General features: G+C 45.1%; 21 protein-coding genes. 8 read left to right on the top strand and 13 right to left on the bottom strand.

What is annotated here, in order from left to right; genetic code table 11:
• Positions 1-6: 6 nt before the first annotated feature.
• Together ACWPOD_RS10325 and ACWPOD_RS10320 are read right to left on the bottom strand one after the other, a co-directional pair.
• Positions 7-1,167 (bottom strand): ABC transporter substrate-binding protein, encoded by a 1,161-nt coding sequence (locus tag ACWPOD_RS10325; RefSeq protein WP_456231869.1) that lies wholly within the window; start codon positions 1,165-1,167, stop codon positions 7-9.
• A gap of 466 nt (positions 1,168-1,633) precedes the next feature.
• Complete coding sequence (locus ACWPOD_RS10320; RefSeq protein ID WP_005393252.1) at positions 1,634-2,080, bottom strand: META domain-containing protein; 447 nt, start codon at positions 2,078-2,080, stop codon at positions 1,634-1,636.
• A gap of 210 nt (positions 2,081-2,290) precedes the next feature.
• Here ACWPOD_RS10320 and ACWPOD_RS10315 point away from each other — a divergent pair, with 210 nt between their 5' ends.
• Positions 2,291-2,539, top strand: a complete 249-nt coding sequence (locus tag ACWPOD_RS10315) for a DUF1289 domain-containing protein (protein WP_048626242.1) — start codon at positions 2,291-2,293, stop codon at positions 2,537-2,539.
• A gap of 98 nt (positions 2,540-2,637) precedes the next feature.
• Here the strand turns inward: ACWPOD_RS10315 and ACWPOD_RS10310 are convergent, their stop codons facing one another.
• Together ACWPOD_RS10310 and ushA are read right to left on the bottom strand one after the other, a co-directional pair.
• On the bottom strand, positions 2,638-2,859 hold the full coding sequence (locus ACWPOD_RS10310; RefSeq protein WP_005393249.1) for a hypothetical protein: 222 nt from the start codon (positions 2,857-2,859) through the stop codon (positions 2,638-2,640).
• A gap of 414 nt (positions 2,860-3,273) precedes the next feature.
• Positions 3,274-4,962: a bifunctional UDP-sugar hydrolase/5'-nucleotidase UshA gene (ushA, locus tag ACWPOD_RS10305; protein ID WP_041852973.1), complete on the bottom strand. Its 1,689-nt coding sequence runs from the start codon at positions 4,960-4,962 to the stop codon at positions 3,274-3,276.
• Positions 4,963-5,711: 749 nt separating this feature from the next.
• Here ushA and ACWPOD_RS10300 point away from each other — a divergent pair.
• Complete coding sequence (locus ACWPOD_RS10300; RefSeq protein ID WP_065645330.1) at positions 5,712-6,227, top strand: GNAT family N-acetyltransferase; 516 nt, start codon at positions 5,712-5,714, stop codon at positions 6,225-6,227.
• A 147-nt stretch (positions 6,228-6,374) separates the two neighbouring features.
• On the opposite strand, the gene rplY is transcribed toward ACWPOD_RS10300, so the two are convergent.
• The 5 genes from rplY to ACWPOD_RS10275 all read right to left on the bottom strand — a co-directional run bounded on the left by rplY (position 6,375) and on the right by ACWPOD_RS10275 (position 11,285).
• The gene (rplY, locus tag ACWPOD_RS10295; protein WP_005393245.1) at positions 6,375-6,653 is read right to left on the bottom strand and encodes a 50S ribosomal protein L25; all 279 of its coding nucleotides are present in this window, start codon (positions 6,651-6,653) and stop codon (positions 6,375-6,377) included.
• 284 nt (positions 6,654-6,937) lie between these two features.
• Positions 6,938-8,287, bottom strand: a complete 1,350-nt coding sequence (locus ACWPOD_RS10290; RefSeq protein WP_031780334.1) for an ATP-binding protein — start codon at positions 8,285-8,287, stop codon at positions 6,938-6,940.
• The gene (locus ACWPOD_RS10285; protein WP_005378073.1) at positions 8,277-8,936 is read right to left on the bottom strand and encodes a response regulator transcription factor; all 660 of its coding nucleotides are present in this window, start codon (positions 8,934-8,936) and stop codon (positions 8,277-8,279) included. The genes ACWPOD_RS10290 and ACWPOD_RS10285 overlap by 11 nt, the downstream gene beginning before the upstream one ends.
• A gap of 76 nt (positions 8,937-9,012) precedes the next feature.
• Entirely contained in the window at positions 9,013-9,438 is a 426-nt protein-coding gene (locus ACWPOD_RS10280) for a PepSY domain-containing protein (protein WP_012841930.1), read from the bottom strand.
• A 95-nt stretch (positions 9,439-9,533) separates the two neighbouring features.
• Complete coding sequence (locus tag ACWPOD_RS10275; protein ID WP_456231868.1) at positions 9,534-11,285, bottom strand: DEAD/DEAH box helicase family protein; 1,752 nt, start codon at positions 11,283-11,285, stop codon at positions 9,534-9,536.
• A 121-nt stretch (positions 11,286-11,406) separates the two neighbouring features.
• On the opposite strand from ACWPOD_RS10275, the gene rsuA reads away from it, so the two are divergent.
• From rsuA to ACWPOD_RS10260, 3 genes are all read left to right on the top strand, one after another.
• Positions 11,407-12,108, top strand: a complete 702-nt coding sequence (rsuA, locus tag ACWPOD_RS10270) for a 16S rRNA pseudouridine(516) synthase RsuA (protein WP_033905117.1) — start codon at positions 11,407-11,409, stop codon at positions 12,106-12,108.
• Positions 12,109-12,545: 437 nt separating this feature from the next.
• A complete protein-coding gene (locus ACWPOD_RS10265; RefSeq protein WP_005393240.1) occupies positions 12,546-13,748 on the top strand; it encodes a Bcr/CflA family multidrug efflux MFS transporter in 1,203 nt (400 codons plus the stop codon).
• Entirely contained in the window at positions 13,748-14,407 is a 660-nt protein-coding gene (locus tag ACWPOD_RS10260) for a DUF2913 family protein (RefSeq protein WP_164666195.1), read from the top strand. Before ACWPOD_RS10265 ends, ACWPOD_RS10260 begins: the two co-directional genes overlap by 1 nt.
• Positions 14,408-14,493: 86 nt before the next feature.
• Here ACWPOD_RS10260 and ACWPOD_RS10255 read toward each other — a convergent pair whose 3' ends face one another.
• Genes ACWPOD_RS10255 through ACWPOD_RS10245 form a run of 3 tightly spaced genes read right to left on the bottom strand, consistent with a single transcriptional unit; the run spans position 14,494 to position 19,784 of the window.
• Positions 14,494-16,476, bottom strand: a complete 1,983-nt coding sequence (locus tag ACWPOD_RS10255) for an MtrB/PioB family decaheme-associated outer membrane protein (protein ID WP_456231867.1) — start codon at positions 16,474-16,476, stop codon at positions 14,494-14,496.
• A gap of 9 nt (positions 16,477-16,485) precedes the next feature.
• Positions 16,486-17,466 carry a DmsE family decaheme c-type cytochrome gene (locus tag ACWPOD_RS10250; RefSeq protein WP_025520777.1) on the bottom strand — a complete coding sequence of 327 codons (981 nt, stop codon included), beginning with the start codon at positions 17,464-17,466 and terminating at the stop codon, positions 16,486-16,488.
• A 53-nt stretch (positions 17,467-17,519) separates the two neighbouring features.
• On the bottom strand, positions 17,520-19,784 hold the full coding sequence (locus ACWPOD_RS10245) for an OmcA/MtrC family decaheme c-type cytochrome (protein ID WP_456231866.1): 2,265 nt from the start codon (positions 19,782-19,784) through the stop codon (positions 17,520-17,522).
• A gap of 451 nt (positions 19,785-20,235) precedes the next feature.
• Between ACWPOD_RS10245 and ACWPOD_RS10240 the strand changes: the two genes are divergently transcribed.
• Positions 20,236-20,859, top strand: a complete 624-nt coding sequence (locus tag ACWPOD_RS10240) for a c-type cytochrome (protein ID WP_317411190.1) — start codon at positions 20,236-20,238, stop codon at positions 20,857-20,859.
• Between the two features lie 22 nt (positions 20,860-20,881).
• Positions 20,882-21,466 (top strand): NapC/NirT family cytochrome c, encoded by a 585-nt coding sequence (locus tag ACWPOD_RS10235; RefSeq protein WP_062858565.1) that lies wholly within the window; start codon positions 20,882-20,884, stop codon positions 21,464-21,466.
• Here the strand turns inward: ACWPOD_RS10235 and ACWPOD_RS10230 are convergent.
• Complete coding sequence (locus tag ACWPOD_RS10230) at positions 21,423-22,901, bottom strand: SDR family oxidoreductase (RefSeq protein ID WP_258687477.1); 1,479 nt, start codon at positions 22,899-22,901, stop codon at positions 21,423-21,425. The genes ACWPOD_RS10235 and ACWPOD_RS10230 overlap by 44 nt on opposite strands.
• Before the next feature lie 95 nt (positions 22,902-22,996).
• On the opposite strand from ACWPOD_RS10230, the gene ACWPOD_RS10225 reads away from it, so the two are divergent.
• A complete protein-coding gene (locus ACWPOD_RS10225; protein WP_456231865.1) occupies positions 22,997-24,373 on the top strand; it encodes an MATE family efflux transporter in 1,377 nt (458 codons plus the stop codon).
• Positions 24,374-24,415 lie beyond the last annotated feature (42 nt).

Here is a 24,415-nt window from a genome sequence, read left to right as displayed (position 1 = left end):
CTCTTATTAATTTCCGTAGCGTTTCAACCATTCTTTTTCTAAGGCAGATTGCCAGCTTGGATGCGGCTCAGCGATAGATTTGAATTGTTGAGTATGTTTAGCCGAACCTGTTAGGTATTGGCTGCTTAGCACTGAAGGATCGCCCCAGATGTTAAGGTTACCTTTGCGAGATTGTGCTTCAGGGCTCAATAAAAAGTTTATCGCAACTTGCGCACCAGCACTGGCATTTGCGTTCCAAGGAATCGCTAAGAAGTGAATGTTTGAGAGTGCACCTGCGTCCATCGCATACGCTTTGGTGCTCTCTGCAAGATTGCCGCTCGACTGCGCAGAGAAAACCGCGTTCGGGTTAAAGGTAATTGCCAGGTCAGTCTGACCATCATCCAGTAGTTGAAGGGTTTCTGCTGTACCGCCTGGAAACTGTTTACCACCGCGCCAAGCGACTTTATGGAACTCATCTAGGTAAGCCCATAGCGGTTGAGTAACTTGTTCAAACGTTTCATCGGTAACTGGTTGTTGCAGAGCAGGGGCGTTGTTAGACAGTTCAATGAGTAATGCTTTAATAAAGCTTGTGCCATGAAACTCTGGTGGGCGAGGGTAAGTTAGGCGATTTGGAAACGCTTTTGCGTAACTCAGCATTTCAGCAAATGATCGAGGAGGGTTATGCAGGGTTTGCTCATCATGGATAAACACTAATTGCCCCACACCCCAAGGTGCTTCCAGACCTTCAGTCGGCTCTGAAAAATCCACATCAATTGGCAATGATTTATCGACGTATTGCCAGCTTGGCAACCCTTCAATAAAAGGACCAAACAGCAATTGGTTATCCTTCATTGATTTGAAGTTTTCGCCATTGATCCAAACCATATCAACACTGCCACCGCTGTTTTTACCTGCGGCTTTTTCTGCGATAAGTCGAGTGGTGGTCTCAGAAATATCGGTGACTTTGACGTGGTTTAGCGTCACGTTATAACGCGATTTTAGCTCTCTACTCGCCCACTGGATGTAGCGATTAATTTCTTGGCTTCCGCCCCAAGCATGAAAGTAGACGGATTGTCCGTCGGCTTGTTGTTCGATTTTTTGCCATTCACTAGCAACCAATGAGTTGGCAAAAGAAGATGTCGCGAAAGTGGTGGCTAAAATGCCAACGGTACTGAGTAGCTTTTTCATATCTATTCCGTGTTATGTCTTTTTATTCTCGTTTCCGACGTTATTGACGTCTAAACAAGTCGCTCCGCTTTGTTACAAGGATAGTAATCCATCTCTCTCTATTATCAATGCCAATCCCAAACGGAATCACTCATTGATTCAAAGAATTATTCTCAATGTGAAGCAAAACGAAGAAAGGACAATTCTGATGTCGTTTTAGGTATACAAGAGCGGACCGCTTGTTTGACGATATTCTTTCAAGTAATTGAAAATTATTGTCCTCAAGCAACTTCGATATGTTGATTTGGAAGACTGAACCCGCGTCGTAGACGTGGCGTTGAGGGCGTAAAGAGGGAAAGAGTTTGTCGTTTTAAACGATTTTGCTAACCGAAACGTGCGAAACAGACATCCTGCCTGCTTTGATATGGATTAGGAGGCATAAAAAAAGCAGCCATTTTATGGCTGCTCTTAGAATATGAAATGGGACTTAGTTTACCCAATCACGCAACTGAAACGTTAGTTCGTGATCGTCATTTTTAAGCATTAGCCCTTCTTTGGTTAGCGTTATATCACTCCATTCAGTAAGAGTTTCAGACATCGCTTGCTCAATTTTCATTTGGTCATCCATACACATCTTCATGGTCATTCCCATTTTTTCGATGCGTAGTTGATTGTTTTTTAGTTCAGCTTGACCAAAGAAGTTGTTACACCCCGCGTTACCATTTGCAGTCAGATTTTCTCCGATTTCTAAGCGAGGCGCTTGCTGACGTTCTTTTAATTCGATGTTTTTACCATCAATCTGAACCAGCTCCCAATTATGGTGCTGTAAATCTTGAGCCGTAATTTCTTTCACATTGTCACCGTTGCTAGCACATGCAGTCATAAGAACAGGAAGAGAGATTGCTGTAACTAACGTTTTTAGGCTAAGCTTCATTTTATAGACTCCGTTTTTAGAAAACGTGGTAAGTATAGGTAATAAAACACTGTTTTTGTCAGCATAAGGTAATAGTTTCGTATTACTGTGACAGAGTCCAGTTTATATACTCAAACGGCTTCAAGGTGCAAGATGTATAGCACTGTTGGGAGCTTATATTGAAGTCGTTATAATATCATTACAGCACAGCGAGCAAAAAACGGTTAGAGCATGGAGCAACTAGAGTTTTTTACCGTCCCAAACCCTTGCGTTGGTATTTGTAGTGTGGACGAAAAAGGGTATTGCAAAGGATGTATGCGTAAAAGAGAAGAGCGATTTAACTGGCTCACTTATACGCCTGCTCAACAGTTGCATGTAATTAAGCTATGCCGTCAGCGCTATAGAAGAAAGGTATTGGCAGGGAAGGGAAAGGCAGAAGAGTCTCAAGAAGAATTATCACCACAGCAAAATCTCTTTTAAATTTCGAATTATCCCGGCTCGGCAATAATCAATGATGAGCCGGGACTGTATTAGCTCTTACTATGCGGTGCGTGTAAGGCAAACTCGTTAAATTAGCGCTACTTCATTGACCAACGGTCACTGACCCATCCCCCAGCATGTTCGTCAAAGTGGCTTCCTGAAAATCGATGATTGAATTCAACATCTAATTTACTTGTCGGGCGTTCATCCATCAGCTGATGAATGTATCTCGCCATAGGGTCCGTGCAAGCTTCGCGCTCTCTACGGGTAACCACTTCTTTGATCATTTGAAGTCTGTAGCTATTGCTGGCTCGTTTCATTTTTGACCTCCTGAACTCGATGGCAGCAGTTTGAACATATTGACGTCCAGATCGCTGCTCATTGGTGAACGCTTGGCGGCGAATCACCTTCGTTTTAGGTCAAAAAGACAAATTGTTTGAGAGCAGTGTTTGTAACGCCATTCACATCTTTCCTAGAATCATCCACTAAGCTACGAAACTTCATAGCGAAAAGTTAGTTGATGAATCTGTATTTTCGAAAGACCTTATCAAACATAGAAGCCCAGCACATGGGCGTCAACAACACAAATGAATAATTTTTGAACACTTTATGAAGGGCGATAATTTTCAGCACTTTAACGAAAATAAAAAAACCGAAGCGTCACGCTTCGGTTTTTAGGGAGGCTCTGACGGAACAACTTCTAAAAGCTCTTCACGTCAGAGTGTAAGGTGTTTTTAGCTATTAGTTGCTGGGCAACCTTTCACAGCTTGACCGTTACTGAAGTACTTGATGTTTTCTAAGTTTTTGTTGTAGCTATCCGCAGAGATCTGTGGGTTATTTACGAAGAACTCACGTAAAACGTATGCATCGGTTAGCTGGGTAGATTGAACATCGATGATTGGATAGTTATCGCCACCAGCAGCACTGAAACTGATTACAGAGAATGTGTACGTTGCGTCTAGATCGAAGCCTTTATTGTTAATGTCAGTAATGGTTACTGAGCCAGCATCACAATTTACATCTAAAGTGATGTTATCTAGTTGAGCGTAAGCACCAGAGCCTGCAGATTTCGTCGCAACCACATCTAGGTACTCTTTAACTTCTTTGCCTGTCATAGTTGCTTTAGTCACGAAGTTACCAAATGGCTGAACGGTTAGTACGTCACGGTAAGTGATATCACCATCTTGGATTGAATCACGCACACCGCCAGAGTTCATCACACCAAAGTCAGCACCTACCGTTTTGTAAGTACGGTATGCCTCGCCCAGTAGATGACCTAGGTTAGTTTGTTGAGAGCGAACTACGTTACGATCACCTTCTAACTTACCCGTTGTATTAGAAATCTTCTCATCTAATAACTCTTGACCTTGCTGTTGGTATGGCAGTAGTAACGCTTTTACCGTCGCATCTTGTTGAATGCGTTCACCGATCACTTCATCGTTGTCGTCCAAAAGGTTTACAGGAATCAGTGCGTAATTCGCTAAGTGAAGCTTGCCGTCGTAATATTCGAAGTCCGCACGACCCACATATTTACCCCACTCATGCGCTTGCATAATCCAAGTGCCTTTTTGTTGGTCTGGCGCGCAATCATCACCAGGTTTGAAATCAGCATACTCATTGGTACCTGGCTCCATACACACTGGGTTTTGTGAGTGACCACCGATGATAGCGTCTAGTTGTCCCTCTTCAAGAGAGCGAGCGAGCTTCACGTCCCCTGGTGCTTCACTACCATTATTACCATCTTGGTAGTGACCCATGTGCGTCGTTGCAAATACTAGATCTACTTTTTCGTTTTCTTCGATTTCCTTAAGTACTTTTTTGATTTCAACTTGAGGGTCTTCGAAGTGGATGTTTGATACGTTGTCTGGATTGACTAGCTTCGCCGTGTCCTGGGTGGTTAGACCAATTACAGCGATCTTAAGGCCGTTGATAGTAAATACTTTGTAAGGGTCGAAGTAACGCTCATTGGTATCTTTCTTATAGATATTCGCAGCCAGCATAGGGAAGTCAGCTAGCTCAGCTTGCATATCGAGAATATCTAGTGAGTTATCAAACTCGTGGTTACCGACAGCCATTGCATCGTAACCAAGTAGGTTCATCCCTACGAAGTCTGGAACCGCATCTTGCATGTCTGATTCTGGTACGCCGGTATTAATATCACCGCCAGACAGCAGAATGGTTTCACCGCCTTTTGCTTCGACTTCTGCGCGAATAGATTCGATTAAAGTGTGACGCGCAGCCATGCCATATTCGCCGTCGCTGTTATGCCAAAAGCGACCGTGGTTATCGTTAGTGTGGAGAACGGTGAACTTAGTACAAGAATCTGCAGTCTCGCAGGTTACTGGAGAATTATCGCTGTCTGAGCCGCATCCTGCTAGCGCAGCGCCCACTGCCATTACCAAAAGAGATTTGGAAAACTTCATAAGGGATCCTTTCTTTGTGATTTTGTTATTGTTACGGCGTGAAATATACGGAATTAATGTGAAACTTTAGTGATCTATCTCTTATTTATACTTCTATCGGAGAAATGAATTAATAAGCCTGCAAACTACGTCTCCAATTAAACAGAAATAGTTTTTAGTATATTGAAATTAGAGGGAGGGGGTTATTTTGTGAAGTGGCCAATTGAATGAATGTGGTTTGTGTGAATCAATGCGCATTTTTGCGAAGTATAGCGCTGATTTTGGTGATTATTTTGCCAAGTTCATGTTTTTCTTAGCAGCTATGACACAAATCGTTATAAATTTTCGCTCTGATGATGAGGGAAATATTTTGTATATAAAATGATCACTGTAAAACCCAAACTCGTTTGATCTTGGCTTACTCTGTTTAATACAACCAGAAAGGGTATTTCTCTCTGTACTATAATTGCGACCGTTTAGAAATCTTATGCCTTAGATATCGTTTATTTATTCTTATTCGATACCTTACCGTGTTTATCCCGCTTTCGATACCCGGATGTTAAAACAAATAGATTCAATCTAATGAGCGAAAGTGAAACGTAAATAACGAGGCGTTTTCTTCGGATATTACGATGTGCACTATCATTGAATTAATGAAAATGAAATGGAGTAATGTAAAGCGTTGCATCTGTGGCTGCTCGCTTTGAGCTTCGATTTAAAGAGTAGGGTTGAAAGAATTTGTAAGTGGTGAATTTTAAGAAAGGATAGTAATGAGATACACAGTAAGGAACGCAGTCAGAGAGGAAGCAACTCAAATCGCCAAGATACATGTTGATTCGTGGCAGGTAGCATACAAAGGGTTAATGCCACAGAGCTACATCGATCAGTTTACGATTGAGCGCCGAGAAAGGATGTGGACGCGAGTCATGACTGAGCAACTGGCCCAATTGATCGTCGTTGAGAGACAAGGGGAAATCGTCGGCTTTTTAAGTTACGAACTACCTAACCACACCTGTGAAGATAAAACGGCGTGGGTAACATGTTGCTATGTCTCTCCTTTGCATTATGGGCAAGGGGCAGGGAGTGCATTGTTAGATGAACTAGAAACGCGTCTACTCTCTACGCCCGTTATGCAGATAAGCCTGAAAGCACTGGATACCAATAAACAGGGGCTTAACTTTTACAAGAAGTGTGGTTTTGTGCGTACTGGAGAGGAAGAGACGGAAATCATAGACTGTATGACGCTGACGGATCTCACTTTAGTGAAGTACGTTGCCCGTTCATAAATCAATTGTTATATGCCACATATAGTAAAACCCCGGAGGTGGTAAGACTCCGGGGTTTTGAAATTTTTTAGATGTCTCGGTTGGTAAGTCCGATTATCTTTAATGCAAAAGGTTTGGATTTAATCCGATTAATTCCTTGGTAGGGAATTAGATACGGATGAAGTCCATGTGTTCAACTTTTGGCTTGAACGCGTGACGTTGAACGTCTTGTGGCTTAACTTTAACTTCTTTGCCATCGATAACTAGAACTAGGCCTTCGTAGAATTCAGGCTTGTCCATTTGGTTTACGATGTCGTCGTGGTTAAGAACGATAGCTACTGCTGCTTCTTCACCGCCGTATACAACTGCAGGGAATTTGCCAGCGTGACGTAGGCGGCGGCTCGCACCTTTACCTAGTTCAGTACGTACTACTGCTTCGAATTTCATAGTATTTACTCTCAAATTAGTAAAAATCAAATGTTCACAATCAACAATGCGACCTTGTTGTTCGTGGTAAAGCTTGAAACAGGAACTGTTCAAGCGAGCGCGGATACTATCATTCCACTTATAAATGGGCAACCCAAATCGTCCCCAAATCAACAAAAAGGTATGATTTATCTGGGTGTAAGGCTATCCCTTTTAACGCTTTGCTTGGATTTTGTTCACATCGGCTTCATTTTCATCGGTTTACTAATCATGGTCCGAAGAACAAAGTTTATGCGTTATATGCTTTATGTTCGGCTGAGATGCAAGACTAAAGATGCTTTTAAGCCACCTAAAGCGCTCGCTTCCAGTGTTAATTGACCTCGGTAACTGTGTGCCATTTCACTGACTATATTTAGACCAAGACCTGACCCAGGGGTCGCTTCATCCAATCTAACGCCTCTCTTGATTACTTGACTCAGTTTCTCTTTAGGGATACCTGGTCCGTCATCTTCAATGATGATGTGTATATTGTCTTTATCCTGAGAGGAGTGCACACGAATCATGTTGTTGGCCCACTTATAGGCATTTTCAAGCAAGTTACCCAGCATTTCGTCGAGATCGGTCTGCTCTACCGCTACATTCAGCTCTGAATCAAGTTCATTAATTAAGGAGATATCTCGGCTCGCATACACTTTATCAAACGCCATTGAGATAGCATCCACACGCTCTGCTGGGTTCGATTTCACTGATAAAATATTCATAGACCCCGCCATGCGGGCACGGCCCAGATGGTAATCGATATGATCTTGTATTTGATTGATCGGAGTACGCAGACGGGATTGCGTATCAGGTTCTAACGTCTGTACTTCATTTTTTAGGACAGAAAGTGGGGTTTTTAGCGCATGTGAGAGATTGCCTGCATGATTCCTAGCTCGTTCTAACAACTCCTGATAATGGAAAAGCAGAGCGTTGAGGTCGAAGATAAGAGGAGAAATCTCTTTCGGATAGGTTTCTTCTAGACTCTTTTTGTTACCAGACTTCAGCTCGGCCAACTCTTTTTGTAACTTCGTAAGCGGACTCAATGACCATGCAATTTGCAGCAAAATGACGGCAAGAACCCCTGCGAATAATAAGCCTAAAATAAGCCAGAGTTGCCCGATTAGCGTTTGCAGGGTGCTTTTGATAGGCTCTTCGTCAATACCAATAATGATATGGATAGGCCCATCGTAATCTGGTAAGTACAGAGCTTTTTCGATGGTAATCAGCCTTTCGCCTCTCGCGCCGTAAGCATCGTTATCCAGACCTTTGTATTCGATTTTTTTGTCCCACAAAGAACGAGAACGCTCGAGACTCGTCTCAGTGGAGGCACTCCAATATAAACCACTGTAAGGTCGGTTAAATCGAGGATCTGAGAGCAGAGCAGCGAGTGAGAGGTGCCCAGTCTCATCGACTTCTAACTGAGCGGCGATTTCATCCATAAAAATGCTCAGCTGTGAGCGAGTGTCGTCAACCATATAGTTGTACACTTGGGTCGGTATCGTCACACCAGCTGCGAGGATCATTGCCGTCAACCAAACGATCGCCGCTAAAACGAGGCGACTTTTGATACTCAGTCGTTTTATTGCGTTCAACGGTAGCCTGTTCTTATTCGGCATTTAATTGGTATCCCAACCCTCGGACAGTTTTGATGATCTTTGGCGCGATTTTTTTGCGAATTCGGCCGATAAAAACTTCGATTGTGTTGGAGTCACGATCAAAGTCTTGTTTGTAAATGTGCTCGACGAGTTCGGTGCGAGAAATTACTTTTTCTGGGTTATGCATAAAGTAAGCGACCACTTTATACTCCAGTGCCGTTAAGCTTACTGCTTGCCCTTGCCACATTACTTTAGAAGTGCGCGTATCCAAGCTCAAGTCGCCAATTTGCATCACAGGAGAGGCGTTACCTGATGCTCTTCGTAGTTGTGCGCGAATACGAGCGATAAGCTCAACCATTTCAAACGGCTTAGTTAGGTAATCGTCTGCACCTGCGTTTAGACCTTCAACTCTCTGCGTTAGGGTATCGCGAGCACTCAGGATAACGACAGGGGTATTGATGTTTTCATCACGAATGCCTTTTAGCACGGTGAGGCCATCCAATTTCGGCAGTCCTAGATCAAGAACAATAGCGTCCCATTCTTCCGATGTCGCGCGATACAGAGCGTCTATGCCATCTTGAGATAATTCTGGTACCCAGCCGGTACTTTCTAATGTTTCGATGATTTGCTCGCCTAAACGAGGGTCATCTTCAACGACAAGTATTTTCATATTGGTGATTCTTATTATGTTTGGAGTGTTATCGACGTAAGCTACGCATTGAGTCGGGATTACGCATTAGACCAGTTTAGTTGTTTTGTGGCTTTAACGCTTTGTTAAAGCTGCGACCTTTGATCTCAAGCATTTCCAGCGTGGCGGCGTCATACTCAACTTTCAGGACGCTATTGTTGTACAGGATTTTCAATTCATACACCCAAGCATCATCATCTTCTTCAAGTTCGACCTTGATGATACGGCCGTATAGGTCGTTTTCTACTGCGGCGTAAAGGTCCGAAAATGGTCGTATATATCCTTGTTGAACCGCGCGATAGACCTCATCTTGATCTTCATCGAATTCAATACGTGTTCCAGGCTTTTCGACATCTTGCACGATGGCGTGACCATTTTGTGAGGCATAGTAGTCGTCATGCTTGGCGAAACTTGGTGCACACATCAATGTCGTGATAAGGCCGAAAAGTAACGCAGAATGTTGAGAAGTCGTTGCTTTATACATAGTCAAACCTTTTCTAGAACGTTAGCCGCAGTATATCGGATATAGATGAACAGAGAGTGAATCATCGAGTTCAGTTTTACTATATGTTGCAGACGTTATTTCAACTCGTCTTCAAAAATTTTGTCTCGCAATTTCCAAAAGCGACCGGATTTCCTTGCAATAACAAACTGAGGTAAACGGAAACGATGTTGATTGGCAACAACACGTGTCGGTGAAGCCTCTTCAAAAGGGCGATGCTTGTCTGCCAAGTGAGGGCGCACAAATTGGTCTTTAAACGTTTGTTTTTGTTTTTTGGTACTCAATGACCAAAACTCATGAACTAACGCATTGCCTTCGCCTTGGTATGGTTCACCAGAATACGTCACCTTGAGTTGAGATTTACCGTCACTGGACTTAAATACTGACAGGTCCATTTCTGTGCATTCAAATATCAATGCATCTTTTAGATTAAGGGCTTCTTTTAATTTTTTATCTGGATCAACAAGCGTTGCGTCACACTCTTGACAAATGCGCGCAGCGATATCGTTGTCGGCACCACATTCACCACAGTATTTGGCACGAAAACGGTATCCACAGTGTTCACGTTCGCCTGTGTCTTCATCTTCAAAGTAACCTTGGCAACGTCTGCCAAAGTGTTCAACCAAGAAACCGTTACTATCCAATTTCCCCCAGAAGTTGTTATTGAATCCGCAAGCCGGGCAGGGAATTGTGATAATTTCACTGTCAGAGTCTGGTTTGGGGTCACCGACTTCAGGTTGGTATAAATCGTAGCTGTTGCCTGCGTAATCAAGCACTAAACATTCTGATTTTCCGTCTGATAAGCGTAATCCTCGCCCTACAATCTGCTGGTATAGACTGACTGACTCTGTTGGTCGCAAAATCGCGATTAAATCGACATGCGGCGCATCAAACCCGGTAGTCAGTACCGAAACATTGACCAAATATTTTATTTGACGATTCTTGAACGCTTGGATGATCGCATCGCGCTCCGGCGTAGGTGTATCACCAATGACGATTTCAGTTTCGCCTTCAGGCAGTAAACTGTGGATCTCTTGTGCGTGTCGGACAGTCGCGGCGAAGATCATGACACCTTGACGTTCTCTCGCATATTGCATGATTTGCTCAACAATTTGCGGAGTGGCGCGCTTGGCTTTATCGATCACCATGTCCATTTCTGCTTCTTTGTAGCGTCCGGTGTTTGCGGGTTTCAGTTGCGAGAAGTCGTAAGACAAAACGGGCGCGTCCATCATGCGGGCCGGAGTGAGGAAGTTTTCGTCGAGCAAGTAACGGATCGGCAGTTCGAAAATACAATCGCGGAAGAATCGAGGCTCTTCGGTGCGTACTTGACCTCGGGTGTGATACTGATAAATCCAGCCCATTCCTAAACGATAGGGCGTTGCAGTTAGTCCCAGAACCTTAATGCCTGGGTTCAGTTCTCGTAAGTGAGTAATAACTTTTTGGTAGCTGCTGTTTTTGTCATCCGGCACACGATGGCACTCATCAATAACGAGCAGAGAAAACTGGTTTTTGAACGAATCTAAGTTACGTACGACCGATTGAACCGAAGCAAACACGACTTGCTGGTCAGTTTCTTTTCGCCCCAATCCTGCTGAGAAGATGGAACCTTTTAAACCATAACCTTCATACTTCGCGTGGTTTTGCTCGACCAGCTCTTTAACGTGAGCGAGGACTAACACTCTCCCTTTCGCAAGGCGAGCAAGTTCTGCGATCACCAAGCTTTTTCCGGCACCGGTTGGCAGCACGATCACTGCTGGTGTCGAGTGTTTACGAAAGTAATGAATGACTGCTTTAACCGAGTCGGCTTGATAAGGACGAAGTGTGTACATGAAAATATGTGAAATTGCTCAACTATTCGAACGAGGAACGCTATAATACCTGACTTTTATACCCAAGTGACCTTTAAACCAAGATTTGGAGATCACTTGGGTATAATTCAATGAGGTATTCATGCGTTTAGATAAATATTTGTGTGATGCTCTGGGTGCAACACGCAAACAGGCAACAAAGATCATCAAAAGTGGAGACATCACCGTTGACGGTGAGGTTCAAAAAAGTGGTGCATTTAAAGTACCTGAAGGTGCAGAAGTAATGTGGGAAGACCGCGTTATTGGTGCTCCTGGTCCTCGTTACATTATGTTGTATAAGCCTGCTGACTTTGTTTGTTCACATGAAGATGGCTACAACCAAACTGCATTCGCATTGCTTGATGAGCCTAAAATTGAAAACCTCCACTTTGCGGGCCGATTAGATGTCGACACAACTGGCTTGGTGTTGATTACGGATGATGGTAAGTGGTCTCACCGTATTACCTCACCTAAGCATAAGTGTGAGAAAACGTACCGTGTTTGGCTTGTCGATGCGATTCAGCCTGATTACGCGGAAAAGCTCGAACAAGGCATCATTTTGCGCAATGAATCAGAAGCAACATTACCTGCTCGTTTGGAGATCGTGAACGAGGCAGAGAATGAAGTATTATTAACTATTGTGGAAGGTAAGTATCACCAAGTGAAACGCATGTTTGCGGCGTTAGGAAATAAAGTTGAGTACTTACATCGTGAGCGTATTGGTTCGATTGAACTCGATGAGGCGCTAGAACCTGGTGATTATCGCTACCTCACGCAGGAAGAAATTGATTCTATTTGGAATTAATTATCGGCATGGGAAATTCTTTAGTTCCCAATTGGAACTAGTTTTTTGGTAGGAATTGGCTCAAAATTAATTTTCCTACCAAAATTAGTGCCTAGACAATTCCGGTGTGCTTACTCATCTCAGTGATATGCCTTTGCATTTAGCTGAGGCATGCATACTCTTATTGCAAAGCCTTCGGCTACGGTGAATGGAATGATGGTGTCAACGCTATCATTTTTACTGCATTGTGTTTGTTTCCCATAAACACATTTCGCTTTCACATGCTTTTCTATGTCGAGTTCGTCAAGGTCACACCTTGGTACATATTTGCCCTTATGATTCTCGAACGTTTACAGAACAGGCCTTTGGCTTCTAGATATCAGCGATATGAGAACCGTCCGTTATTTTCACTTTGCTCTGAAAGTATTGACGAAAGGGCTCCAACAAGAGGTAAAAGAATGACAGAAAAAGCTCAAAGCGCTCCGCAATCCCAAATCAGTTTTCTATTGTTTCTTGTATTAGGAGCGATTGGTGCTTTGACGCCTTTGGCGATCGACATGTATCTGCCTGCAATGCCAACCATCGCGAAGGATTTGGGTGTTGCGCCTGGCGCGGTTCAGATTACGTTGACGGCTTATACGGCAGGTTTTGCGATTGGCCAGTTAATTCATGGGCCGCTTGCCGATAGTTTTGGCCGTAGACCTGTACTGATTTTGGGTGTGCTTTTCTTTGGATTAGCGGCGGTAGTGAGTGCGACCACAAACGGCATCGATGCATTGACTTATGTGCGAACAGCACAAGGTTTTGCTGGCGCGGCAGCGGCGGTCATTATCCAAGCCGTCGTGCGTGACATGTTTGACCGTGAAGACTTTGCCCGTGCAATGTCTTTCGTCACCTTAGTGATCACCATGGCACCCTTGGTTGCGCCTATGATAGGTGGTCACCTAGCGATCTGGTTTGGTTGGCGTTCGATCTTTTGGGTGTTAGCCATTTTCGCTGTGGTGGTAATTCTACTGGTACTTTGGAAAATCCCAGAGACGTTGAAACCAGAAAATCGTCAGCCGCTTCGTTTTCGCACTACGATGAGAAACTACGCCAGATTATGCTCCAACCCTGAAGCGATAGGTTTGATGCTTTCTGGAGCGTTTTCATTTTCCGGAATGTTTGCATTCCTGACTGCGGGCTCGTTTGTTTATATTGATTTATATGGTGTTCGACCAGACCACTTTGGTTATTTATTTGGTTTGAACATTGTTGCGATGATCATCATGACCAGTATTAATGGTCGCTTGGTGAAGAAAGTTGGCTCTCATGCCATGCTTCGTTTTGGGTTGTTCGTGCAACTTTTGGCGGGGATTGGTTTATTCGTAAGTTGGTTAATGGACTTCGGATTATGGGGCATCGTACCTTTTGTTGTGCTGTTTATCGGTACATTGTCGACGATAGGTAGTAACGCGATGGCGCTGCTTTTAAGTGGCTACCCATCAATGGCGGGTACAGCATCGTCTCTGGCGGGGACGTTAAGATTCGGTATCGGCTCATTGGTTGGCGCGCTGGTGGCATCACTACCAGGTAATGTGGCGTGGCCGATGATCATTGTGATGTTTGCTTGTTCTGTGCTTTCAGCACTGTTTTATTGGACTTTAGGAAGAAAGGCGTAATGTCGAATTACACCAAAGAAATTCAAAACTTAGTTAACTCAGCACTTGAAGAGTTAGATCAAGAGCATCGCTCAGGTAAGTTAGCCAATGCCCCTGTTGCGAATAACCATTATTTAGTGCGCTGGGTTACCAAAGCACTTAAATCTCAGCGTTTCGGTCGAGTCGTAGGCGATGACTTAACACGTTGGCAAAAAGCGGGTCGTTCAAAGGGTAATGACGCTGGTTTGTTGTTTATCTTCAAGCGTATTTCTGCTTTTTACGCTCAGTTTTTTCCTGAAGATGAAGATTCAAAAGTGATCAAAGACTCTGACGTCGAAGCATTTTTAGATGTGATGGAGCAAGCGGGTTGGGAAGTATCAACGTCTGAGCAACTTGTTGGTTGTGGCAAAATCCAAATCTTCACGGAAGGTCAAAACTCTTTGGCGCTATGTGCAGATCAATGCGAAAGCTGCTTCGACGGCGAGCTGCTCGTCAAACCAATGAGCTGGTTTGTGCGTGGCAACCATGCTGAGTTTGTTGAGAAAGCAGCGCAAGCGGGCTTTATGGTGCATAAAGTGACGGACTACAAATCGATGGTGAAATACCACGGCGAGTACCTTATCTTTCCTGCAAACGAAGGTAACCAATTGGCTGAGATTCCGTTGAGCTTCCAAGCTTAATCAACTTCTCACAGCAGTAGAATTGAAATACGAAAGCATCAGGCGTTTGAAACGTCTGATGCTTTTTTTGTTACGTCACTCTGTATTTAAAAGCGATATTTCCAATAGACGCCACCATATAGACCTTCATAGCTTTGCAAAACGTCGCCCATCGTTTCGGTTTCGTTATTAAACAAGTAATCCTCTTCTGAGTAGTCTTCATAACGGAGGTTAAGCTGCACGTTTTGATTTTCAGATACTTCATAGTCAGCGATGACTTCAAATCGGTACGAGTTCGCCTCGTTATCAGGATATTGGTAGCCACCAGATGTGGTTGAAGATTTCCCATCGGTTTGGCTGTAGCTGTAATCAAACGAGATAGAAAGTTTGTCGTCTAGTAGCTGCTCTTTACTCACACCAAAGCCAATGGTTGTGATGTCATCTTTGAGTTTGGTGGTGTAGCGGTTCCAACCGACAACGTCAGAGTTTGCTTGTTGTTGCTCGGAGCGGATGATCTGTTGATTGTAAAAAACATGCCCGTTTAGTCCGTCGAGTAAATTGAAGTTGACGCTGATATCGTAGCCGTAATCTTCTCCTTCGCTTAAACCTATATCGGGTTTAGCATAGTCGTCGTTTCCGTACCAAAGCTCAGCAAGTAACTGGACATCGCTTGTTACGTCATAGCTGCCGTCGCCACGGAGCTCAATCCTCTCTTTATCGGCTAAATAGTATTGGCGCAAATTAGGCGAGTCGCTGCTGTCGTCCTGCCAATCAGAGCCATCGCGAAAAGAGTAGGAGACTTTACCGCCTAATTGCCACGGTCTATTTGGTCTGTACTGGGCCCCAACAAAAACGCGCTGTTCATCGGTACGTTTCCTATCAGCATAACTTCGCTCATCTTGTCTAAAATGGTAACCCGTATTCAATTTCACATCAGAAGTAACACGATGCTTGAGTGTTGCTTCCAGTTTGGTTTTGGTGTGGTCGTATTTTTCTCTCGTCGATCCGATGATGGTGTTTCTATCGGAGTTATCGTCTTTATCTGAATAGTCCGCAGAAATGGCGAAAGCAGTGTCTCGCGAAAGTTTGTTGTGGTAATCCGCGCTCATTTGCCAAGTGTTGGTTTCGCCATGGAATGTATTGGAGTTAACGGGGGACTGTGGAAACGGATTTAACCCGCCTTCAGAAGACGTCTGTGACCAAAGTAAGCGGCCACTGAACGTTTGTTGATTCAACCGATAATTCCCCGTGACAGCAAACTGGTGAAAGTCGTTGTCAGGCTCATACGCGAGGTGGTTAGCGTAAGGATTGGTAGTGCTGCCGTAATAAAGTGCGGACTTGTCATTTCTAAAAAACGAGCCGCGATACGCAATATCCACCAGCCAAAAATCTTCCATGTAGCTTACTCCTACTTGAGTATTTAATGTTTCATGGTCGACGGCTTTGGGTATGAATCCCGGCGCGTTGGCGTAACCCGGAATAGTCGATGAATAAAGCGAAGTTGTGCCTTCTTTACGTTCGTGCTTCATGGATGCATATGGCTTCCATGGCGTATGTGGTGTGTACTTGAGTTCTAACTTAAACGTCTCTCGCGTCACTGAGTTTTCATATTTCGATAGGTCACCACTGACGAATGCATCCTCTCTTGGATGATACGCACTGAGTGAGGACTGATTCCAGAAATACGGCGTTTCACTATAACTGCCGAGGACACGTAATCCGTCGTACTGGCCCATTTCCCACTGCAGTAAGAAGCGTTGCAAACCAAGATCTTCGACGACGATTCGATTGTAGAACCCATCGTCTTCATATTGTTCGATATCGGCGTTTAGGCTCGCGTTAAAGTGTTTATTGTCAGAGTTTGTACCGTAAACGGGTGGATTCCAATTATAGAATCGCGAGGAACCATCGTTGTTAAGGTAACCGACGCCCGTGCTGACTTCTCCACTCCATGTGCCGTCGCTGCTGCATTCACTGCACTGCCAGCGGCTAGTGTCGGCTGGTTGAGAACGTTGTAACGAATAATCGTTGGCGTGCGCTTGCACAGCAAAAGCAAGGGAAATAGCGATGCACAGTTGAGATAGTTTCATGCCTCCCTCCTAATAACTTAATGTTTGACCACGTGGGTGGTTAGAGCCATGCACTTGATTGTGGCAGTTCAAACAACTTCCGCCGCGCACTCTCAAGTCGTTTTCAGGAATGGCTACGTTTGCATGTGGCACACGGTGACATTCCTGACATAGCATTGGCAGCCGTTTATTGAGCAGGGCTTTGTTCACTGAACCATGAGGTGTGTGGCAGGATGTACAATCTTCAGTTACAGGCTCATGCTCCCATAAGAATGGGCCGCGTTTTTCTGCATGACACTCGTAACAAGCGTTATTGACGGTTGACCAGTTCAGGCTCGCTTCATTTAATGTCTGATGTGGATTGTGGCAGCTAGAACAAGTCATGACGCCGTCGATAATAGGGTGACGACTGCGTTTGTGGATATCTGATTTGGTGCGGGAGTGACAATCGGTGCATTTGTCTGCTTGCATTTCGTCAACCATCATCGGATCGTCTTTTTGATGCAGTTGGTGACAGCTTGCACAAGACAGCCCTTCAAAAGCGTGCTCGCTACTATGCCAAGTCGAGCGTTTCGCATCTTGGTGACAAGATAAACACACGCTGTTTTGCTTTTCGGCCGGAACAGGGGAGTTTGGCCCAAAAGTGATCATCGGTTCACGAACTTGTCCTTTTCGTGGATTGCGTTCGTGATTGTTCGCTGGGCCATGGCATGCTTCACACTGTTTATCATTCATTGGCCCATGCAGGTTTGCGGACTTGCCATGAATGTTGTCGAAAATACCCGTAGCAGGTTTGTCTGAGGTATCGTCATGGCAACGAAGGCAGCCATCTGGTCCGCGGCGTGAATATTTTCCCTCGGAAAACTTGGTGTCTAATATGGTTTCCATTTCTTCTTGAGTTAACGTCGCCGCTTCGGGTTCTGGCTTGGCGACATCTTCCGAACTGACGGTGAAGATGACGCCTAACCCAAGTATCCCAGCTACCAACCACCGCAGAAACATTGCTTTCATAGCTCTTCCTTTTCTTATCCTTAGTTGTCAAAGCATTGTGTTCAATGACGAATTCAACGGTAGTCGTATACCTTGTGAACCTTATCTACCCCTTGTGACTGACCAATAGCATGGCAAGTCGCACATTGTTCGGAGCCCGTTGCTTGTGCTGCTGTGTCTGCTCCAAATACCGCGCCGTGATTCAGCATATGGTTCAGAGGCGCATCTCCTGCCACGGTATCCGGGTCAGCATTAGCTAAAGATGACTCTAAGTGACACGCGCCACAGGCGACTAATGCAGGACTAAAATATTTACCACTCGCCAGAGAAGGGCGCGTATTTTGTTGGCTAGGTAAGTTGTATTGAGCATTGGTATGGCAGGACTCACAGTTGTTGACTGCGCTAGGGAAAGACGCTTCACCGCTATGAGCGGAGCCAAAGGCGTGGAATGAGTGCACGTGGTACTTTAGATCAGCCGCCATTCCAGGATAAAACGCAGAACGTTCAGAGTTATGGCAATTTTTACATTGTTGGAAGTCGGTGGCAGCATGTGGATGCTCACCGAGCTTATGGATAGTCAGCTCTTTGTGACAATCGTTACACGATGAAATGTCCGCGCCCACTGGCAGTTTGTGTTGCTTGTTGATACCAGACACATCAAACGAGCCAGATGCGTTATTGGCGGCAATGACGAAAGGCGATTTGATAAGATCGATGCCTTCAAACGTGACGCATTCGGCGAGCTCGCCATCTCTACGGTTGGCGCAAAGTGGCATGTCGGCGATGTTAACCGTCAACGTAGAGTTGGAGATTGGCTTAATCGCAGCGTCAGTGAAGTCTTTATGACACAAGAATAGGCCTTCTCCTTGAGCCTCACAGCCGTCACCAAGTGCGCCATCATCGGCGACGTTGAGACTGTTGTTTGCGACTATCGGGCCTTGGCCGTTATCCCAGTTCAGCAACAAATTGAGGTGCCCATGTTCATTAATGAAAGGGGTCAGTTCGTTGATGGATCCAATACCTGTGCCCGCTTTCGACACTCTTAGTTCAATCTCAAACTGGTCATCAATAAATCGCGCGCTTTCAACGTTGATTTCAAGCGAATCACGCGCTTTTGCAAGATTCTCTAAACGCATTACGTGAACCGTTTTAGCACTTCGGCTTGCGTCTTGGCCGATGATTGGATCGCCATTGTCATCTCGGTCATAAGGTCGGTGACAGCCCGAGCAGGAGTTTTGTGGCTCGCCGTTTCTTATCCAAGCCGTACCGATTTGGTTATCATGCGCGCCTCTGTCTCGGTACAAGTGACAGGTCTCACAGGCAACTTGGCTTGGGTGTTCAAACCAATTGTTGGCGTCTGATGCTTTCGCGACATCGGTTGAATGGCAGGTTGTACAGTTGCGGGCATCTTGCGGGAAAGGGTTGCCTTCAATGACTAAACCATTGATGTCGGTAACGAGCACGTCATTCTCGTCGACAGGCTGTTTGTAAGTCTCGGTGTTATTTCTGTCGCTACCTAATTTGAAAACATTACCGTGGTATTGATGAACAACGGCAGCGAGAGGGCGTCTGGCTGGCGCAGCGCCAGGGTTACTGTCATTGTGGCAAGCGGTACAAACGGCAATGTTGTTATCAATTGAGCGATAGCCCGGTCCATGATGAAGCGGTTCGCCCATATGACAGTTTTCACAGGTGCCTGTTTCAATCACATTGCGGGAGACAGCCGTATCTGAACTTTCTTGCGGCACCCATTCAAACACGTAGGTAAAACCGTTGCCTTGCTCACCATACGCCATGACGATTCGGTGGAGTTTATCCGCATCCCAAGCGATAAAACCATTGTTGCTAGAAGAGTCGGCAGTATAAGGATCTGACACTTTCAAAACGTCAGGAATGGCAAACGTGTAGCGATACCCCTCGTCTGTTTTTACTAGTGTTCCATCCCAAACACTCTCCATGCTGGCACGGTTATTTGCGGTATTACTTGAGTGATGGAAACTCTTCCAATAAGTGTTGCCATGGCGCCCATTGAAGGCAAAGGCTGGATCGCTCGAGTTTTGTGTATCGACACGAGAGGGCATTGCTTTGAGAAGTGCGATGCGAAAATCTCTCGTTTCGTCTAGCTCATGAGGTCTGCCACTGCCGTCTTTGACGGTAAAATTGACCACCAGTTTGGTTTCCCCGGTTTCTTGAGTGACCAATGATGGCTCGGAAACACTGATCTCGAAATCACCAAGTGCAGGTGGTGGTGTATTCTGATCGTTTTTGCTGTCTGGACCACATCCGGTGAGCAGTAAAATAAACAATATTAATGTAGCGATCGACTTTAAACCGTTCATAGTCCCTCTCGATTCGTCCTAAAGTAAGTGGGAATGCATGGGAATGGTTGAATATTTCAATAAACGATTGATTGAAATATTAATTTTATATTCAAGACAAAAGAAAAATATCCATATTTACATCGCTTGAATAAATCGAAATACATGGCTTGTAAGAGTATAGACGCAATATGAAATATTATTAAAATAAACCGCTATTTTTGTGTGTGAATTTTGGGGTTGAATTTATTATCATTTTAAATCAATTGTTTGGGTTGGATTTTCTGCGATTTAAGAGGTCGGCGCAGAAAAAGTGAGGGTATTGAACTACGCTACTTTAAATAGTTGACGGCTTAATATTTTTATCTTGGATATCGTTGGTTTTAAGTCGCGTTTATAAATTGATTTTCTTATCGTTTATTCGCTGTCTGGTTTTGATTAATAAAGATAATTACTACGGAGTCAGTCTAATATGCACCAGATAATTAAATTCTCACTAAAAATTTCCTCAGTGTTAGCCATCAGTTCTGCTTTGGTTTCCCACAGTTTAGCATCACCAAGTGAGCTAATTTCACAATACGAATGTGAAGCCTGTCATGGGCCAGACGGTGTTAGTTCCGACACGAATATTCCTACCATCGCAGGGATTCCCGAGTTCAACTTTTTTGACCAGATGTTGCGTTACCTTGAAGGCAGACCCTCAGCTTCGGTTAATCACGTATACGGAGACACGAGCAAAAAAGGCGACATGGTGTCGATAGTTAAATCTTTATCTGAGGCGCAGATTGAAGAGTTAGCAAAGCATTATGCTGGGCTTGAGTTTGTGCCAGCTAAGCAGTCTTTTGATCAAGCGTTAGCGATGAAAGGTAAGGCTATCCACGCGAAAAGTTGCGAGAACTGTCATTCGGATGGTGGCAGTAACGCTCTGGATGAAGCTTCGATTTTAGCTGGTCAGCAGAAGGGCTATCTCGCCACGACATTGAAACAGTTTAAGCAAGGCAAACGCTCCGTTGATAAAAAAATGGATGAGGCGTTCAAAGGGCTTAGTGCCGATGATTTAAACGCGCTCGTAGAATACTATGCGAGTTATCGCTAGCGCTGCTTTGGGATGAACACCAATGAGTTTATGGCGTAAACCAAACAGAAAATGGATGCTCGGCATACCAATTGGTGGCTTATTGGCGTTTATCCTTGGTGGGGCGGCCCTCAGTGTTTTCCACTTTGGTATGGATTACACCAATCGCAACGAGTTTTGTTACAGTTGCCATATTGGGATGGATACGATAGTTGAGGAGTACCAAGCATCCCCACACTTCAAAAATGCTCAGGGTGTGGTTGCCGCTACGTGCAGTGATTGCCATGTCCCTAGGGAGTTTTTTGCTAAAATCGCATTGAAAATAGGCGCTACAGCCGACATCTATCACAAACTGACTGGTGACATTACACTTGAGAATTTCGAGGCGGAGCATCGTCCGAGATTAGCAGCTGAAGTTACAAAGCAGTTTATCGAGAATAAATCAAAGCAGTGCCGATACTGCCATTCTGTTGACAAGATGGATTTCGAAGCGCAAGGACGAACCGTTGCGCGTCGACATCAAATGATGGAAAGTCGAGATCAATCGTGCATTGATTGCCATGCGGGGATTGCCCATCACCTGCCTATTTCTCTAGATTCTCCAGAGACTGTCCCACCTGAGGAGTAATACTGATACTTTCGGCTTCTTTCGCGATGGCTTTGACCATGCCTTTGAATATGAATAGATGGGCTGGCATCATGGCAAACCAGTAAAGCAGCCCGAGAAACCCCTGCGGGTGCCACCAAGCTGTGATATCCAGTTCTCGTTCATCACCATGGTCTTTGATGGTAATTTCTAAACGTCCAAGCCCCGGGCCTTTCATCCCAAAAAACAGTGAGAGGAACTGATCTTCCTCGCAGCGAATCACTTTCCAAGAGTCAATATAATCGCCGACTTTGAGCTCCGGCCCCGGAGGAGAAACGCGAATCGGTTTCCCGCCACCAAAAAAGATGTCGAGCCATTCACGTGTGCGCCACAAAATGTTGGCAAAGTAATAGCCTTTTTCACGACTCCCGATTTTTTGAGCCACTTTCCATAATGCCGCAGCGGAGGCTTGAGTTTTTATGCTCGCACCGGCTTGTTTAGGGTAGTAGCCATACCCCGGTTGCCATCGACGAAGTGCCGCTGGTTCAAAGCCCCAAACATTGCTGCGTACAAACGTGCCTTCATCTTGAATGGTATCGGATACCGCTTGCTCGTAGCTGATCAGCGTTTGCGGAAATCGTGCTTCAATCGCTTTGGAATCGGCAATGTAGTCATGCTCTAACCCCGCGAGTAATGCTTTGCCGATGTTTGCTGGTACAGAGGTGACCAAGCCGAGCCAGTACGATGCCATTTTTGGGGTAAGCAACGGTGTCGACCACAGCCGATAAGGCTTGTTGGTGATTCGGCAAATGACTTTAAACTGCTCGCGGTAGCTGAGTGTATCTGGCCCACCAACTTCATAAATTTGGTTTTCTTCTGGGGCTGATGCTTCGGCCAGCTGCAATAAATAGTGATTGAGGTTGGGTAGGGCAATAGGGTTGGCTTTTGAGTCGACCCATTTAGGCGCGATCAAAATAGGTAAGTTGTAGACAAAATCTCGCATGATCTCGAAAGCCGCGGAGCCGGGGCCAATGATGACGCCTGCACGCAATTCAGTTACTGGAACGCCAGACTGTCGGATAATTTTGCCCGTTGCTTTGCGTGCGGCTAAATGGCGCGAGTTTCCGGTTTGCGGTTGGATGGCACTTAAATAAATGACATGTTTGACACGGCTTTGCTCCAATGCGTATTTAAAGTTCAAAGCAAGGTTTAGCTCGTACTCAACAAAGTCATCGCCTTGTGCCATTCCGTGTACTAGGAAAAATACCAAGTCAAAATCGTTCACCACAGCGAGCGTGGCTTCTGCGTCGGCTAGGTCCAGATATCGCAACGTTAAATTAGGATGGGGCCGAGTCCTTAACTCCAAATAATCGATATGTCGCGCCGCGGCCGTGACGGCGTAACCTTTTTCTAAGAGTAACGGAAGAAGTTGAGAACCAATGTAACCCGAGGCGCCTAGCACCAACACCTTTTTCATTATCTGTCCTTTTAATCGTTGGTGGAATAAACACCACAGAGTATAATCATGAGACACTTTCCCCATTCTATCAATAAGTTGTCGTTGGAGCGCTTGTGACTTTTCTCTCTCAACTCTCAATACATGCAGATAAAGCATTCTTACGTCGCTTATTTGCGATCGCGCTACCAATTACACTGCAAAGCATGATGTTTTCTAGTCGAAGCCTTGTCGATGTGCTTATGCTCGGCCAACTTGGTGAAGCTGAAATAGCCGCTGTTGGGGTAGCGGCGCGCGCGACGTTTGTTACTACCATCATGTTAGTTGGGGTGACGACGGGTGGTGCATTACTGACCGCACAATATTGGGGGGCAGGCGATAAAGTCGGGGTACGTCGCAGTACCGCTTTAACATGGATGATAGCCATGGTGTTTGCCGCCATTGCCGTTGCTTTGTTTGTTATTTTCCCACAGCCAGTCATGAAACTGACGACGGACTCACAAGAAGTGATTGAGTTAGGGGCCAGCTATCTAATTATTTCATCCGTTAGCATGTTTGCTGTTGCGTGTGTCGCTAGTATGTCGGTGGGCTTGAGAGCGATGCACCAACCGGGGCTGAGCACATTTTTTAGTGGTATAGGCATTCTGTCTAATGTTTTCCTTAACTGGGTGTTAATTTTTGGTCACTTAGGTTTTCCTGCTTTAGGGATTACAGGGGCAGCCATTGCAACGGTTATCAGTGGCGCGATCGAAGTCGGTTGTCTATTTGGCTATTTATGGCTGAAGAAACACATAATTGCATTTGGTTGGGATGATATACGCGCAGGTTTGGTTGTAGACAAAATAACGCGTTTCTTGAGCCTTTCCTTACCGACCACATTTAACTTTTTGGCATGGGCTGGTGGATTGTTCGCTTACCATGCCATCATGGGGCAAGCGGGTGTGCAAGGTTTGGCAGCGTTGTCGGTGATGACGCCCGTTGAGTCAATCGCTCTCGCTATGATGATTGGCCTATCGAATGCAGCTGCGGTTTTAGTGGGTAACCAACTCGGCGCGAAAAACTTTGAACCTGTGTATTACCAAGCTTGGGCTACGGTCATTTTGAATGTGTTTATCGCATTTGTGGTCGCTGTTGTATTGATAGTGTCCAATCAATGGATCCTTAATGCGTTTAGTGCACTGACAGCGGATACTCGCCAGTTAGCTGAACAGTTTATGGTGATTCTTGCTTTAGGTGTCGTACTACGCTCGGTGCCGATGATGGTCATTGTTGGGGTATTACGTGCAGGTGGTGACGTTAAGTTTTGTTTGTATCAAGACATTCTTGCGCAGTGGGTGATCGGGATTCCACTCGCGGCATTTGCAGCGATTCAGCTCGGTTGGGAACCGCAATGGGTTTACTTACTCTTTTTGACCGAGGAAGTTGTGAAGTGGGCGATTTGTTTGCCAAGAATGGTGAGCCGAAAATGGACGAAAAACCTTATCGGTCAATAGAGGTAAACAGCGTTTACTGCAGCTGCAAAAATCTGCTCAATA

This window comes from Vibrio sp. JZG120 (assembly GCF_053890955.1).
Note: the sequence above shows the minus strand (reverse complement) of the source record. Positions and strands in the feature narration are given on the sequence as shown.

Excerpts from the sequence above, each read along its gene's own strand:
- ACWPOD_RS10325 (WP_456231869.1), bottom strand. The coding sequence starts at position 1,167 with ATGAAAAAGCTACTCAGTACCGTTGGCATTTTAGCCACCACTTTCGCG.
- ACWPOD_RS10320 (WP_005393252.1), bottom strand. The coding sequence starts at position 2,080 with ATGAAGCTTAGCCTAAAAACGTTAGTTACAGCAATCTCTCTTCCTGTT.
- ACWPOD_RS10315 (WP_048626242.1), top strand. The coding sequence starts at position 2,291 with ATGGAGCAACTAGAGTTTTTTACCGTCCCAAACCCTTGCGTTGGTATT.
- ACWPOD_RS10310 (WP_005393249.1), bottom strand. The coding sequence starts at position 2,859 with ATGAAACGAGCCAGCAATAGCTACAGACTTCAAATGATCAAAGAAGTG.
- ushA (WP_041852973.1), bottom strand. The coding sequence starts at position 4,962 with ATGAAGTTTTCCAAATCTCTTTTGGTAATGGCAGTGGGCGCTGCGCTA.
- ACWPOD_RS10300 (WP_065645330.1), top strand. The coding sequence starts at position 5,712 with ATGAGATACACAGTAAGGAACGCAGTCAGAGAGGAAGCAACTCAAATC.
- rplY (WP_005393245.1), bottom strand. The coding sequence starts at position 6,653 with ATGAAATTCGAAGCAGTAGTACGTACTGAACTAGGTAAAGGTGCGAGC.
- ACWPOD_RS10290 (WP_031780334.1), bottom strand. The coding sequence starts at position 8,287 with ATGCCGAATAAGAACAGGCTACCGTTGAACGCAATAAAACGACTGAGT.
- ACWPOD_RS10285 (WP_005378073.1), bottom strand. The coding sequence starts at position 8,936 with ATGAAAATACTTGTCGTTGAAGATGACCCTCGTTTAGGCGAGCAAATC.
- ACWPOD_RS10280 (WP_012841930.1), bottom strand. The coding sequence starts at position 9,438 with ATGTATAAAGCAACGACTTCTCAACATTCTGCGTTACTTTTCGGCCTT.
- ACWPOD_RS10275 (WP_456231868.1), bottom strand. The coding sequence starts at position 11,285 with ATGTACACACTTCGTCCTTATCAAGCCGACTCGGTTAAAGCAGTCATT.
- rsuA (WP_033905117.1), top strand. The coding sequence starts at position 11,407 with ATGCGTTTAGATAAATATTTGTGTGATGCTCTGGGTGCAACACGCAAA.
- ACWPOD_RS10265 (WP_005393240.1), top strand. The coding sequence starts at position 12,546 with ATGACAGAAAAAGCTCAAAGCGCTCCGCAATCCCAAATCAGTTTTCTA.
- ACWPOD_RS10260 (WP_164666195.1), top strand. The coding sequence starts at position 13,748 with ATGTCGAATTACACCAAAGAAATTCAAAACTTAGTTAACTCAGCACTT.
- ACWPOD_RS10255 (WP_456231867.1), bottom strand. The coding sequence starts at position 16,476 with ATGAAACTATCTCAACTGTGCATCGCTATTTCCCTTGCTTTTGCTGTG.
- ACWPOD_RS10250 (WP_025520777.1), bottom strand. The coding sequence starts at position 17,466 with ATGAAAGCAATGTTTCTGCGGTGGTTGGTAGCTGGGATACTTGGGTTA.
- ACWPOD_RS10245 (WP_456231866.1), bottom strand. The coding sequence starts at position 19,784 with ATGAACGGTTTAAAGTCGATCGCTACATTAATATTGTTTATTTTACTG.
- ACWPOD_RS10240 (WP_317411190.1), top strand. The coding sequence starts at position 20,236 with ATGCACCAGATAATTAAATTCTCACTAAAAATTTCCTCAGTGTTAGCC.
- ACWPOD_RS10235 (WP_062858565.1), top strand. The coding sequence starts at position 20,882 with ATGAGTTTATGGCGTAAACCAAACAGAAAATGGATGCTCGGCATACCA.
- ACWPOD_RS10230 (WP_258687477.1), bottom strand. The coding sequence starts at position 22,901 with ATGAAAAAGGTGTTGGTGCTAGGCGCCTCGGGTTACATTGGTTCTCAA.